This window comes from Mycolicibacterium gilvum (assembly GCF_900454025.1).
GTDB classification, from domain to species: Bacteria; Actinomycetota; Actinomycetes; order Mycobacteriales; family Mycobacteriaceae; genus Mycobacterium; species Mycobacterium gilvum.
On record NZ_UGQM01000001.1, the window covers coordinates 4,882,186 to 4,896,149 of the forward strand.

General features: G+C 68.2%; 12 protein-coding genes. 2 read left to right on the forward strand and 10 right to left on the reverse strand.

All coding sequences use genetic code 11. From position 1 onward, the window contains the following. The first annotated feature begins 7 nt into the window (after positions 1–7). Positions 8–925 carry a cyclopropane mycolic acid synthase family methyltransferase gene (locus DYE23_RS22940; protein WP_013470892.1) on the forward strand — a complete coding sequence of 306 codons (918 nt, stop codon included), beginning with the start codon at positions 8–10 and terminating at the stop codon, positions 923–925. A 22-nt stretch (positions 926–947) separates the two neighbouring features. On the opposite strand, the gene DYE23_RS22945 is transcribed toward DYE23_RS22940, so the two are convergent. Further along, entirely contained in the window at positions 948–2,183 is a 1,236-nt protein-coding gene (locus DYE23_RS22945) for a KasA/KasB family beta-ketoacyl-ACP synthase (protein WP_115328268.1), read from the reverse strand. 100 nt (positions 2,184–2,283) lie between these two features. On the opposite strand from DYE23_RS22945, the gene DYE23_RS22950 reads away from it, so the two are divergent. Then, complete coding sequence (locus DYE23_RS22950) at positions 2,284–2,496, forward strand: hypervirulence associated TUDOR domain-containing protein (RefSeq protein WP_011892689.1); 213 nt, start codon at positions 2,284–2,286, stop codon at positions 2,494–2,496. A 51-nt stretch (positions 2,497–2,547) separates the two neighbouring features. Here DYE23_RS22950 and DYE23_RS22955 read toward each other — a convergent pair whose 3' ends face one another. From DYE23_RS22955 to DYE23_RS22995, 9 genes are read right to left on the reverse strand one after another with little or no spacing between them, the layout of a single operon-like run. Next, positions 2,548–3,972, reverse strand: a complete 1,425-nt coding sequence (locus DYE23_RS22955) for an aldehyde dehydrogenase family protein (protein WP_011892688.1) — start codon at positions 3,970–3,972, stop codon at positions 2,548–2,550. A 27-nt stretch (positions 3,973–3,999) separates the two neighbouring features. Next, positions 4,000–5,715 (reverse strand): thiamine pyrophosphate-binding protein, encoded by a 1,716-nt coding sequence (locus tag DYE23_RS22960; RefSeq protein WP_115328269.1) that lies wholly within the window; start codon positions 5,713–5,715, stop codon positions 4,000–4,002. A gap of 11 nt (positions 5,716–5,726) precedes the next feature. After that, positions 5,727–6,728 (reverse strand): acyl-CoA dehydrogenase family protein, encoded by a 1,002-nt coding sequence (locus DYE23_RS22965; protein ID WP_115328270.1) that lies wholly within the window; start codon positions 6,726–6,728, stop codon positions 5,727–5,729. After that, positions 6,728–7,882, reverse strand: coding sequence for an acyl-CoA dehydrogenase family protein (locus DYE23_RS22970; RefSeq protein WP_115328271.1), 1,155 nt, complete (start codon positions 7,880–7,882; stop codon positions 6,728–6,730). Before DYE23_RS22970 ends, DYE23_RS22965 begins: the two co-directional genes overlap by 1 nt. Continuing rightward, on the reverse strand, positions 7,879–8,796 hold the full coding sequence (locus tag DYE23_RS22975) for an acyl-CoA dehydrogenase family protein (RefSeq protein WP_115328272.1): 918 nt from the start codon (positions 8,794–8,796) through the stop codon (positions 7,879–7,881). The genes DYE23_RS22970 and DYE23_RS22975 overlap by 4 nt, the downstream gene beginning before the upstream one ends. Further along, positions 8,793–9,992: an acyl-CoA dehydrogenase family protein gene (locus DYE23_RS22980; RefSeq protein WP_115328273.1), complete on the reverse strand. Its 1,200-nt coding sequence runs from the start codon at positions 9,990–9,992 to the stop codon at positions 8,793–8,795. The genes DYE23_RS22975 and DYE23_RS22980 overlap by 4 nt, the downstream gene beginning before the upstream one ends. Then, positions 9,992–11,158, reverse strand: a complete 1,167-nt coding sequence (locus DYE23_RS22985; RefSeq protein WP_099961949.1) for a CaiB/BaiF CoA transferase family protein — start codon at positions 11,156–11,158, stop codon at positions 9,992–9,994. The genes DYE23_RS22980 and DYE23_RS22985 overlap by 1 nt, the downstream gene beginning before the upstream one ends. Then, positions 11,151–12,092 carry an SDR family NAD(P)-dependent oxidoreductase gene (locus DYE23_RS22990; RefSeq protein ID WP_115328274.1) on the reverse strand — a complete coding sequence of 314 codons (942 nt, stop codon included), beginning with the start codon at positions 12,090–12,092 and terminating at the stop codon, positions 11,151–11,153. The genes DYE23_RS22985 and DYE23_RS22990 overlap by 8 nt, the downstream gene beginning before the upstream one ends. Next, positions 12,089–13,933: a flavin-containing monooxygenase gene (locus DYE23_RS22995; protein WP_115328275.1), complete on the reverse strand. Its 1,845-nt coding sequence runs from the start codon at positions 13,931–13,933 to the stop codon at positions 12,089–12,091. Before DYE23_RS22995 ends, DYE23_RS22990 begins: the two co-directional genes overlap by 4 nt. Positions 13,934–13,964 lie beyond the last annotated feature (31 nt).

Consider the following 13,964-nt stretch of genomic DNA (forward strand, 5'->3'; position numbering starts at 1 on the left):
GTCGGGGATGACCGGGAGAACGGCGGAGCCGCCCACGGGGCACGACACGACACCGCCAACGGCGGACGATATGAAGCCCCATTTCGAGGAAGTGCAGGCCCACTACGACCTCTCCGACGTCTTCTTCGGACTGTTCCAGGACCCGTCCCGGACGTACAGCTGCGCGTACTACGAGCGCGACGACATGACGCTGGCCGAGGCGCAGATCGCCAAGATCGACCTCGCGCTCGGCAAGCTCAATCTCGAACCCGGGATGACGTTGCTCGACATCGGCTGCGGCTGGGGGTCGGTGCTGCAGCGCGCGGTCGAGAAGTACGACGTCAACGTCGTCGGCCTGACGCTGAGCCGCAACCAGTGCAAGTTCGCCCAGGAGCTGCTCGACGGTCTCGACACCGAGCGGTCCCGACGAATCCTGCTGCGCGGCTGGGAGCAGTTCGACGAACCCGTCGACCGCATCATCAGCATCGAGGCCATCGAGGCGTTCCCGCAGGAGCGCTACGCGCCGTTCTTCAAGATGTGCAGCAGCGTGCTGCCCGAAGGCGGCCGGTTCGTGCTGCAGGCGATCCTCGGTCACCCGCTGAAGAAGTGGCCCGAGCTGGGCATTCCGATCGTGATGTCCGATCTGAAGTTCATGCGCTTCATCGCCAAGGAGATCTTCCCGGGTGGCTCGGTGCCCGGAGAGGAGAACATCGTCGAGCTGTCCGCCGAGGCGGGGTTCACCCTCGAGCAGACGCAGTTCCTGAACAAGGACTACGCGCGGACGCTGGACACGTGGGCCGAGGCGCTCGAAGCCCACCATGACGAGGCCGTGGCGGCCACCTCCGAAGAGGTCTACCAGCGGTACATGAAGTACCTGACCGGCTGCAGCGACTTCTTCACCCGCGGCATCAGCGAGCTCGGGCAGTTCACCCTCGTCAAGGCCTGAGCCGCGGCGCGCCGGGCTGCGCCTAAGCGCGGCCGAACACCAGCGACACGTTGTGGCCGCCGAAGCCGAACGAGTTGTTGATCGCGTACTCGTAGCGACCGCGCCGAGGCTCACCGGCGACGACGTCGAGGTCGATCTCCGGGTCGAGATTACGCAGGTTGCGGGTCGGTGGGATGACGCCGTCACGCAGCGCGAACAGGGTCAGGATGGACTCCACCGCGCCGACCGCGCCGACGGAGTGGCCCAGCGCGCCCTTCGGTGCGTACACCGCGGGCTTGTGGCCGCCGAGCGCTTTGTTGATCGCGATCCCCTCGGCGACGTCGCCGACGGTCGTGCCCGTGGCGTGGGCGTTGACGTGGTCGATGTCGGCCGACGCGAGACCGGCCAGCTCGACGGCGTGCGACATCGCGTACCCGGCGCGTTCGCCGTTGGGGTCCGGGGCAACCATGTGGAAGCCGTCCGAGGTGATGCTGGCCCCCATCAGCCGGCCGAGGATCTTCGCACCCCGGGCCTTCGCGTGCGCCTCGGTCTCGATCACCAGCAGAGCGCCGCCCTCGCCGAACACGAACCCGTCGCGGTCCCTGTCGAACGGGCGGCAGGCCCCTTCGGGATCGTCGTTGTTGGTCGACATCACGATGCGCATCTGCGCGAATCCCGCGATCGGCACCGCTTCGATCCGGGCCTCGACGCCGCCGCAGATCGCGATGTCGGCCTCGCCGAAGATGATCTGCCGCCACGCCTGCGCGACACCCTCGGACCCCGACGCACACGCCGACACCGGGGCGAGCACCCCGGCCCGGGCATGGCGCTCAAGCGCGACAGCCGACGACGGCCCGCTCGGTGCGTACTGCTGCACGGCGGTCGGGTTGACCTCGTCGAAACGGGCCCCCCGAAGATTCTCGTAGGCGAACAGCAGTTCCTCGATACCGCCCATGCCGGTGCCGATGGACACGGCCAGCCGGTTCGGGTCCACGTCGGGTGATCCGGCGTGCTCCCACACGCGGCGCCCCAGCACGACGGCCATGCGCTGCACGTAGGACAGGTTGTAGTTCTCTTCGGCGCTCAGCTGCTCGTCGAACGTCTCCAGCAGGTGCCCACCGATGCGTACCGGCAGGTCGAATTCCTCGATGAACGAGTCCTGCAGGACACGAATACCGCTGCGACCCTCCAACAACGCCTGCCATGTCGACTCGGCGTCGGTCCCCAGCGCCGTCGTCATGGCGACGCCCGTCACCACTACGTCAGGAAACTTACCCATGGTCCCCCTCGCAGACTCCGAGTATCGACCACCATTTTTACCCGTGCGCTCTCCATCTATTCCACGGATAGCAGGTGCTGCTATGGGTATCAACATTGCTGTGAGCGACAGAAATTTCAAGAAGGGCGACAAGGTGACGTGGCAGAGCCACGGCAACCCCGTCGAAGGCACCGTCGAGAAGAAGATCACCGCCGACACCGAGGCGGGCGGGCGCACGGTCCGGGCGTCCGAGGAGGAGCCGCAGTATCTGGTGCGCAGCGACAAGACGGGAAAGGACGCCGTCCACAAGCCCGACGCGCTGCGCTCCCCGTGACTTCGGTGTAGTTGGTCAACGTCAGATTGACCAACTACACCGAAATCCCTGCTAGGCGGGGGCGTACCCCAGCGCGGCCTTGACCTCGAGGAACTCGTCGAACGCGAACGGCCCCCACTCGCGGCCGTTGCCGCTGCGCTTGTAGCCGCCGAACGGCGCCGCCATGTCGAAGCCGTGGTTGATCGCGACCGATCCGGCCCGGATGCGGCGGGCCACCGCACGGGCCTGCTCCAGGTCAGAGCCCGAGACGTAGCCCGCCAGACCGTATTCGGTGTCGTTGCCGATCGCGACGGCCTGGTCGAGGTCGTCGTAGCCGAGGATGCACAGCACGGGACCGAAGATCTCCTCGCGCGCGATCGTCATGTCGTTGGTGACGTTGGCGAACACGGTCGGCTTGACGTAGTAGCCCTTGTCGACGCCGTCCGGACGGCCGGTGCCGCCGACGACCAGGGTGGCGCCTTCGTCGATGCCCTTCTGGATCAGCCCCTGGATCTTCTCGAACTGTGCCCGCGACGCGACCGGACCGATGGCGGACTGGTCGCCCGGGTCGCCGACCTTGACCGCGCCCGCGGTCTCACGGGCGACCGCGATCGCCTCATCCATCCGCGAGTTCGGCACCAGCATGCGCGACGGCGCGTTACAGCTCTGCCCGCTGTTGACCATCATCACCGACGTGCCGGCGGCGACGCTCTTGGCGAAGTCGTCGTCGTCGAGCACGATGTTCGGGCTCTTGCCGCCGAGTTCCTGGGTGACGCGCTTGACGGTCGGGGCCGCGTTGCGGGCGACCTCGATGCCGGCCCGGGTCGAACCGGTGAACGACACCATGTCGATCTCGGGGTGGCTGGAGATGGCCGCGCCGACGCCCGGCCCGTCACCGTAGACGAGGTTGTACACGCCGGCGGGAACCCCTGCGGCGTCGAGGATCTCGGTGAAGATCTGCGCGGAGTACGGCGCCACCTCCGACGGCTTGAGCACCATGGTGTTGCCGGTCGCCAGCGCCGGGAACACCTTGCAGGCGATCTGGTTGATCGGCCAGTTCCACGGCGTGATCAGCCCGCACACGCCGATGGGCTCCTTGACCACCAGCGTGCTGCCGTGCTGCTCTTCGAACTGGAAGTTCTTCAGCGCGTCGATCGCGGTGGCGAGGTGGCCGATGCCGAGGTTGACCTGGGGACCGGATGCGAGCGACGCGGGCGCGCCCATCTCCTCGTGGACCGCGTCGGCCAGGTCGGCGGCGCGGTTCTGGTACTCGGCCATGATCGCGCCGAGCAGTTCGAGGCGCTCCTCGCGCGTGGTCTGCGACCAGGTGCCGAAGGCCCGCCGCGCCGCGGTGACCGCCAGGTCGACGTCCGCGGACGAGCCCAACGCGATCTTGCCGGACACCTCTTCGGTGGCGGGGTTGTCGACGTCGAGGGCGTTGGGCCGGACCGGGTCGACCCACTGGCCGTCGATGTAGTGCTTCAGGTATTCACGCATGGCTTTACTCTTCCCTAGTTCACTGGCCTACTGGGTGCCTTCTGCATACCAGGTCCGGAATCGGTCGTACTTGGGCATCTCCTCGGAGTTGGCCTTCGGGTCGATGCAGACGTGGACGACGGCGGTCTTGCCGCTGGCGAATGCGCGCTGGATCGCGGGGCCGATCTCGTCTTCCTTCTCGACGTATTCGCCGTGGCAGCCGAACCCCTCGGCGATCTTGTCCATCCGGACGTCCTTGCTCCAGTGCACGCCGGGTTGCGGTGAGGGCTGCTCGAACGTGCGCTTGTACACCCCGACTTCGAGCCCCCACTGATGGTCGACGCCGACGACGCAGACCAGCGGCAGGTTCTCTCGCACCGCGGTTTCGAGTTCGGCGATGTGGAACAGGAACGCCGAGTCACTGGTCAGGAGCATGACCGGCCGCTTGCGGCCCTCCGCGACGGATGCGCCGACGGCGTAGGGCAGGCCGGTGCCGAGGTGGCCGAAGTTCTGATTCCAGATCACGTCACGCGGCTTCACCTGCGAGTAGGTCCACTGGAAGATCACCGTCGCGCCACCGTCGCGGACCAGGATGCCGTCCTCGGTGTGCTCCTTGAACGCCTTGGTCGCCTCGACGACGTAGCGCGCCGGATGCACCGGGGCGCGCCCGCTCGGCGCCTCCTCGGCCACCCTGGCCAGCTCCGCGGCATCGGCCTTCACCAGGGAGTCGAGGTTCGCCGACGGTGCGCGCGGGGTGTCGCGCAGGGCGTCGACGAGCTGCGGCACCACGCCGCGCAGGTCGCCGACCAACGGCACGTCGATCGGCCGGTTCACACCGATCGCAGTCGGATCCTGTTCCACCAGAATCCATTTGCGGTTGGCGTCGTTGCCCGCCCAGTGCTGGGTGCGGCCGTAGTGCATGGGTTCGCCGAGCTCGGTGCCCAGCGCCACACACAGGTCGGACTGCTCGACGGCCTCGTTGGCGGCCGGGGAGAACAGGTACGGGAAGGTGCGGTCCTGCAGGCCGGGGATGAACGACGTGCCGCCGGAGGTCTGGATGACCGGGCAGGCCATCAACTCGGCGAGCTCCCTGACCTGCTGCTGGGTGCGCGACGTGTGAACGCCGTGGCCCACCAACAGGATCGGGCGCTCGGCGGCACGGATCAGGCGGGCCGCCTCGGCGATCTCCCGCTCGCCGGCGCCCTGGTTGACGAGGCGGTACCGCTCGGGGGGCAGCGGATCGGCGACGTCGAGCTCTTCGAGGATCACGTGCGACGGGAACTCGACGTAGCTGGGGCCGGGGGTTCCCGACATCGACCGGCGGATGGCTTCGCGGATGATCTCGTCGGTCTGATCGGCGTACTCGATCGAGCTGCTGTACTTGACCGACGGCGCGAAAAGCCCTTCCTGCTGGACGAACTGGATGCGGCCGCGCCGTACCCGTCGTTCGGTGACGCGCGCCCGCTGGCCGCCGAGGAAGATCACCGGCGAGTTCTCCACCAGTGCGCACATCATGGCGCCGGCGATGTTGGCCACACCGGGGCCGAGCGTGCCGATGCACAGGCCCGGACCACCCGTCATCCGTGATGCCGCCTCGGCCATGAAACCGGCGCTCAGTTCGTGGTGCGGTGCGACGACCGACCACCCGCGCGCGTCGGCCTCGGTGAACATGTGCACGAAGTTCGGGTCGGGGATGCCGAACAGCGTGTTGACGCCCTCGGCCTCGAACAGGTCGAGAATGCGTTTGTATACGGGAACGCCCATGGGATCTCCTTCTAGTGGTAGCGCTGTGAGAGTCTTCTGCGTTGTGCAGCAGGTGAACCGAACAGGGACCGGTTCAGGGTGGCGCGTTTGAGGTAGGTGTGGATGCCGCTCTCCCACGTGTAGCCGATGCCGCCGTGCAACTGCATCGCCTTACCGGCGACCTCGACGGCGGCGGCGCAGACGTACGACTTCGCCATCGCGGCGGGGATCGCGGCGTCCCCGCCGCCGGCCAGCACGTCGACCGCGTCGGCCACCAGCTGCCGGGAGACCTCGACCGCGACGAGCATGTCGGCGCACGCGTGCTTGACGGCTTGGAACGAACCGATCGGTCTGCCGAACTGGTGTCGTACCTTCACGTAATCGACTGTGGCCGAGAGCATCCGCTCGGCAATACCGAGGCTGTCGCAGGCGACCGCGATCTCGGCACGATGACGAAGTGCGTTCACCGCGTCGGCGGGATTGCCGTCGAACGTCAGGATGTCCACCACCGTGGCCGAGTCGGCCGCGATGGTGGCGAGGCGGCGGGTCTCGTCGACCACCGGCTGTGCCGTCACCGTCGCCGCAGCGGTCTCGATGACGGCGACCTCGGGACCGGTCACCACCAGCAGGCGCTCGGCGCCGACGGCGTCGGGCACGAACTCGGCTCGGCCGGTCAGCTTTCCGGCCGACATCGAGAAGTCTCCGGTCACCACAGCAGACCGCGGCTCGCCACCGGCGACCGCGGCGAGCAGGTGATCGCGGGAGTCGCTGGGCTGCAGCAGGTTCAGCACACCGGCGGCCAGCACTGCCCCGCCGAGATAGCCGGTGACGCCCGCGGCACGGCCGATCTGGTCGAGGATCACCGCGCTTTCGGCGAACGACGCGCCCGCACCCCCCAACGTGTCGGGCACCTCGAGTCCGGTCCATCCGGCGTCGGCGAGCACCTGCCACTCGGGCGCGTGACCGTCTTTGGCCAGCAGGTCCGAGGCGACCGCGCGCAGCTCGTCGTGGAACTCGGCGAATCCGGCGCGCATCACAGCGCACTCGGTTCTCGCGGCAACCCGAGCCCGCGTTCGCCGATGATGGTGCGCTGGATCTCGCTCGCTCCGCCCGGGATGGTCCACTCCCAGGATCCGACGAAATCGAGTACCCAGGAACCGGATTCCCATCCGCTCGACATCGGTTTGGTGAGCACCGTGTGTGCGGGCAGCCCGCCGATCTCGGCGCCGAAGTCGGTGAGCCGTTGCAGCAGCTCGCTGTAGTACAACTTGACGACAGACGGGTCGGCGGGACCGGAGGGACCGTGCTCGACGATGCGCCGGCACATCCCTCGCAGCGCGGCGAGTTCGGTCTCGAAGCCGGCGAGCCGGTCGGCGACGATCGGGTCGTCGACCGGTGCGGATTCGACCAGCCAACGGAATCCGGCGTTGCCGAGGCGTTCGGCGAGCTCGAGCATCGTCATGCCGCGCTCGGCGCCCAGCGTCTCCTGGGCCACCTGCCAGCCCGCGTTCTCGGCGCCGATCAGGTTGGTCGCCGGGATTCGGACGTCGTCGAGGAAGATCTCGCAGAAGTGCGAGTCGCCGATGGCGTTGCGGATGGGCCGCACGTCGACACCCGGACTCGTCATGTCCAGCAGGAAGTACGAGATGCCCTTCCGCTTCGGCGCGTCCGGGTCGGTGCGGGCCAGCAACAGACACCAGTCGGCGTGCATTCCTCCACTGGCCCAGAGCTTCTGGCCGTTGACGATGAACTCATCTCCGACCCGGCGGGCGGAGGTGCGCAGCGCGGCGAGGTCGGACCCCGCCTCGGGTTCGGAGAAGCCCTGCACCCAGATCTCGCCGTCGAGGATCGCGGGCAGATGGCGCCGCCGTTGCTCCTCGGTGCCCGCGACCAGCAGCGTGGACGCGGCGTGGTGGATTCCGACGAACGCGAGCACCAGCCGGGGTGCGTCGTGTGCCGCCAGTTCCTGATACAGCACGACCTGTTTGTCCACAGGAAGGCCGCCACCCCACTGCGCCGGCCAGTGCGGCACCGCGTACCCGGCGCTGTGCAGCTCGGCGAACCACGCTTTCTGGAACCGGACGAACTCCTCCTCGCCGACCCCGGCCTGAGTCGCACGCCAATCCGCGGGGACGTGCTCGCGGCACCAGTCCCGGACCTCGGCGCGGAAGGTCTCCAGCTCGCTCATGTGTACAGTCCCGCCAGTCCGCGCCGCCCGGCGAGGCGGGTCAGATGGTCGCGGGTGGCCGACAGCCCGAACGGCAGGCGCCGCAACGGCTGGCTGTACCGCGACAGCCAGGACAGCGTGGTCTCGTCACAGAAGCCGGCGGCGCCGTGCAGTTGATGGCACACCCGGAAGACGACCTCGGCGGCCTCGAGCGCGGCGAGCCGCAACGCCAGCGCATCGTCGACGGCCTGTGGCTGATCGGTCGCGATGCTCCACAACGCATGCTTGGCCAGGATGTCGACGCCGCTGCGTTCGACCTCGGCGTCGGTGAGCTGGAACTGCACGCCCTGGAAGGACGACAGCGTCTGGCCGAACTGCTTGCGCAGGCTCACGTGCGACACGGTCAGTGCGAGGGCGCGGTCGAGCATCCCGAGCAGGGTCCAGCTCGGCAGCACCAGCGCCAGCGCGAGGTCGGGCCCGCCGGCGTCGTCGACGGGCGAGAGCTCGAGCTCGGCGACGAACGCCGGTCCCGGCTCGCCGTGGCCTGTCACCGTCGACCGTCGACCGTCCAGATCGACTGCGGCCCAACGGAGATCGAGCCCGGCCACGGAAGCCGACGGCCGGGTCGAACCGATCACCAGCAGCCCGTCGACGTCCAGATCGGCCGGAGCGGCGAGGCGTTCTGCCAGCGGATACGGCACCGCCCAGTACCCGGCGCTGCGGCAGAGTGCGGCGGCCGCTTCGAGTCCGTCCGGATCGGCACGCGGGTCCAGCTCCCAGGCGCCGAGGCCGTCGAGCACCGGGGTCACCAGGGCCTGGCGTGCCGCGGGGTCGGCTTCGGCCTGTTCGGCCAGGCGGTCGCCGCCGGCATTCTCGAAGGCCTGCAGCGCCTGCCGCCCGTACTCCAGGGCGTCGTCGGACAGATCGAGGATCATCGCGGGGCTCCCGCACTAGCTGATTTGCTCCTCGCGTCCGCAGTCAGCATTGCCCGCGACAGCAGGATCCGTTGCATCTCAATACTTCCCGACGACACCGTCGCCGCCTGCGAGTAGCGCCAGTGGTCGTCGACCTCACCGAGGAACCATGCGGCACGCTCGTCGTCGTGACGCACCTCCGCCGCGATGTCCATCAGCACCTCGGCGCTGTCCTGGTCCAGCTTCGTCACGGCGATGCGGTACGCGGCGGCATCGCCGGGGGTGATGCGTCCACTGCTCTGCAGCGCCACCACACGGTAGGCCAGAAGCCGCGCCCGGCGGCAGTGCGTCAGCATCCGGATCCAGCGGCCCCGCAGCTCGGTCGGCAGCGAGTCCCAGCGCTCCCCCAGCACCGTCGGCGCGGCGGCCAGCAGCCGCTCACAGCGGGCATAGCGGGCGATGCCGACCCGCTCGAAGGACATCACGTCCTGCACTATCGACCAGCCCTGGTCCACGGTGCCGAGCACATCGGCCTCGGTGACGCGCAGGTCGTCGAAGAACACCTCATTGAGATGGTGCGGGCCCAGCATCGTGCGGATCGGCCGCACGGTGATCGCCGGATCGTCCATCGGCACAAGGAAGATCGTCAGCCCCTGCTGCTTCTTCTGGGTGGCGCCCTCTCCCAGCCTGGATGTCCGCGCGAGCAGGAAGCACCACTGCGCCATCGTCGCGTAGGACGTCCAGATCTTCTGGCCGCTGACCAGCCAACCGTCGCCGTCGGCGCGCGCAGACGTGCGCAGCGACGCCAGATCCGATCCCGCCTCGGGTTCGGAGAAGCCCTGACACCAGATCACCTCGCCGGCGGCGATCGGGGGCAGATGCCTGCGCTGCTGCTCCTCGGTGCCGTGGCGCATGATGATCGGCCCCACCCAGTTGACGCCCATGTACTGCGCGCCGCGCGGCTCGTGGTGGGCCCACATCTCCTCGCGCACCACCGTCTGCTCCCACACCGATGCGCCGCTACCGCCGAACTCCTCGGGCCAGGCCATGCACAGCAGGTTGCGCTCGGCCAGCATCCGGCAGAAACGTTGCGTCGTATCGAGATCGGCCGGGTCGTCGGTGAACGCCCCGAGGAAGTGCTCGGGGACGTGCTCTCCGACGAGCGCCCGCAGTTCGCGCCGCAGGTCCGCGGCACCCTTGCCCATGTCGAAATCCATCAGCTCACCTGTTCTGCTGCGACGGTGTCGAGCCCGAGTTCGGCGAGCACCGCCGCGGTGTCGGCGCCGAGTTCCGGTGCGGGGCCGCGCACCTTGCCCGGGGTGCGGGAAAACCACGTCGGCACCCCCGGGAACTTCACGGGACCGTGCGGGGTGTCGACGGTTTCGAACAGACCGACCGCATTCAGGTGCGGATCGTCGAAGAGCGCGTCGGGGGTGTTCAGCGGCGCGGCCGGAATCTCCAGTTCCCGGAACAGGTTCAGCCACTCCTCGGTGGTCCGTTCGGCCAGCGTCTCGGCGACGAGTCCGTAGACGGTGTCGATCTGGTGGGCGCGCGACTCCAGCGTCGAGTACAGCTCGGACGCCCAGGGCGGTCGCACCGCGGCGATGAACGCGTTCCAGTGTTTGTCGTTGTAGATCAGCGCGGCGATGTAGCCGTCCTTGGTGCGGTACGGACGCCGGTTCGGCGCGACGGTGCGGGGGTAGACGGCCGGGCCGAGCGGGGGGTCGAACATGGCGCCGTTGGCATGTTCGACCAGCATGAAGGAAGCCATGGTCTCGAACATCGAGACCTCGACCTCCTGCCCCTCCCCGGTGCGTTCCCGATGGAACAGCGCCATCATCGTCGCGTACAGGGCCGTCAGTCCGGCGACCTTGTCGGCCATGATGGTCCCGACGTAGTCCGCCTCACCGGTGAGCTGCTTCTGCACCGCGGGCAGACCGCATTCGGCCTGGATGGTGTCGTCGTAGGCGGGCCGGTCACGCTCGGGACCACGCCGGCCGTAGCCGTAACAGTTGGTGTAGATGATCGCCGGGTTGACCGCGGCGACGTCGTCGTAGCCGAAGCCGAGTTTGGCGATCGCCTTGGAGCGCATCGAATGGATGAAGACGTCGGCCCTCTCGATCAGCGCCCGCAGCGCCGCCTTGCCCTCGGCCGAGCGCAGGTCGAGCACGACGCTGCGTTTTCCGCGGTTGACGTTGACGAACACCCCGCTCATCCCCGACACCGGGCCGACCGAGATGAACCGGGTGTTATCCCCCTGCGGCGGTTCGACTTTGATGACGTCGGCGCCCATGTCGGCCATGATCTGGGTGCAGTAGGGCCCCATCACCATCGCGGTGAGGTCGACGACGCGGATGCCCGCCAGCGGTCCGCTGTCAGCCATGGCTTGCCACATGCTCTTCGCGCGAGCGCTCATCGGCCATCGCGAAGCTGTAGCCGATGTGGTCGTTGTGACCGCTGGGCACCACCGGGAAGACCACGGGCGCAGAGAAGTCCCGGATCTCGTCGATCCGGGTGGCGACGTCCTCGATCGTCCACGACGGCTGGTACACCCCCGGCGTCTCCGCGATGACCGCACGCGCGACCCGGCCCGCCAGCGCGATGAAGATCTCGCCGGTCACCGAACAGGTCTCGTGCGCCAGCCAACCGACGGTCGGCGCCACCAGATCGGGGTCCATCGGCGGGTAGGCCGAGGTGTCGATGCCCTCGGCCATCCTGGTGACCGCCGCGGGCACGATCACGTTGCTGCGCACGCCGTGCGCGGCGCCTTCGAGGGCCGCGACGTTGGACAGGCCGATCACGCCGGCCTTGGCGACCGCATAGTTGGCCACGTCGTGGTTGCCGTAGAGGCCGCCGATCGACGAGGTCAGCACGATGCGGCCGTATCCGTTGTCGCACATGACCGGAAAGGCGGGCCGTACCACGTGGAACGCACCCCGCAGATGCACGTCGAGCACGGCGTCGAAGTCGTCGTGGCTCATCTCCCGCAGCGAGCCCCGCCGCACGTTGCCCGCGTTGTGCACGAGCACGTCGATGCGGCCGTAGGCGTCGAGCGCGGTCGCGACGATCGCCGCTCCTCCGTCCGCCGTCGCCACCGAGTCGGTGCTCGCGACCGCTTCGCCGCCGGCGGCGACGATCTCGTCGGCGACCTGCTGCGCGGGGCCGGGGTCGGCACCGTCACCGGTGAGGCTGCCGCCGACGTCGTTGACGACGACCTTCGCCCCGCGCGACGCCAGCATCAGCGCGTACGCCCGGCCCAGTCCGCGACCGCCGCCGGTGACGGCCGCGACGCGACCGTCGAACCTCAGGTCGGTCACGACAGTTCCAGGCCCTCGAGGTCGCCGCTGTCCCGCCATGCCGCGATCAACTCGTCGAAGGCGTAGAAACCGGGCGAGTAGAAGTCACCGAGGAACGCGCCGTTACGCACGGCGCCGCCTCGGCCCTCGTTGTTGTAATAGCCGGGTGTGCAGGACATCTCGAACGCGGAGTTGTCGATGGCGAGCTCGCGCACGGTGTGGACCCAGTTGTCCTGGGCCTCCTGGGCGGGTTCGACGACGGCGGCGCCCCGGTTCTGCGCCTCGGCGATGATGTAGGCGATGTGCTCGGCCTGCTGCTCGAACATCGCCGTGGTGTTCGCCGACACGCCGCCCTGGATGAATCCCATGAAGAACTGATTCGGGAACCCGCGACTGGTCATGCCGTGCAGCGTCTTGTAGTCGTCACGCCAGTAGTCGAACAGCGACACTCCGTCGCGGCCGACGATGCTGTCGATGGCGTACCGGCGGTGGATCTCGGTGGAGATCTCGAAGCCGCTGGCGAAGATCACGCAGTCGACCTCGTACTCGACGCCGTTGGCGACGATCCCCTTCTCGGTCAGCCGTTCCACGCCTTTGGATTCCGATACGTCGACGAGCGTGACGTTGGGCCGGTTGAACGTGTCCAGGTACTGCTCGCTCGAACACGGCCGCTTGCACATGAAGCGGTAGTAGGGCTTGAGCGCCTCCGCGGTCTCCGGATCCTGCACGATCTCGGCGACACGTCGGCGCAGCCGCTCCATGATCTTGTAGTCCTCCTCTTCCCGGAAGGCCATGATCTGCTCGATCGTGACGGCCGTGGGGTCAGGACTGCCGGCGATCCGCGCGGTCAGATTGCGGCCGAGCTCGGTCCAGAAGTCACACACCAGATCCGGCTCACCGAAGACGACACCGACGAACGGGGACCAGTTGTGGAAGTTGCGCTTGCGCTCCTCCTGCCATCCCGGCTGCAGTGAGGCGGCCCAGTCCGGATCCGTAGGGGTGTTCACCCGCTGATCCACCGACGACGGGGTGCGCTGGAACACGAAGAGCTGCTGGGCATCCCGGCCGAGGTGGGGTACCAACTGGATACCGGTCGCACCGGTGCCGACCAGCGCGACACGTTTGTCGGCGAGCTTGTGCAGACCGCCGTCCGCGTCACCGCCGGTGTAGTCGTAGTCCCAGCGCGCCGAGTGGAACACGTGGCCACCCGCGTCGCGGAAGTCCTTGATACCCGGGATCCCGGGCAGCTTCGGTCGGTTGTAGGAACCCTGGGCCATCACGACGAACCGGGCCCGGATGTCGTCACCGCGATCGGTGCTGATCTGCCAGCGTTGCGTCCCGTCGTCCCACCGCAGTTCGCGCACCTGGGTGGAGAACAACGCCCCGTCGTAGAGGCCGAAGTGCTTGCCGATGTTGCGGCAGTGCCCGAAGATCTCGGCGCCGTCGGCGAACTTCTTGCTGGGCATGAAACCGAGCTCTTCGAGCAGCGGGATGTAGCAGTACGCATCGTTGTCGCACTGGATGCCCGGGAAGCGGTTCCAGTACCACACACCGCCGAAGTCCCCGGCCATCTCGATGACGCGGATGCCCGTCACGCCCGCCTTCTTCAGGTACGCGCCGGCGAGCAGACCGGCGAAACCCCCGCCGAGGATCACGACGTTGGTGTCCTCGACGATCGGATCCCGCGGGGTCGCGGTGGTGTACGGGTCGACCTCGGCGAACTCGGCGAAATCCCCTTCCAGCTCGAGGTACTGGTCGGCGCCTTCGGGCCGCAGTCGCTTCGCGCGTTCAGCGGCGTAGCGCTCCCGCAGCGCGGGGATGTCGATGTCGTCGGGGGTGTCGGTGGGCCCGCACTCGTTCACAGTGTTCCTTTCAGAGTGATTTCGGTGTAGT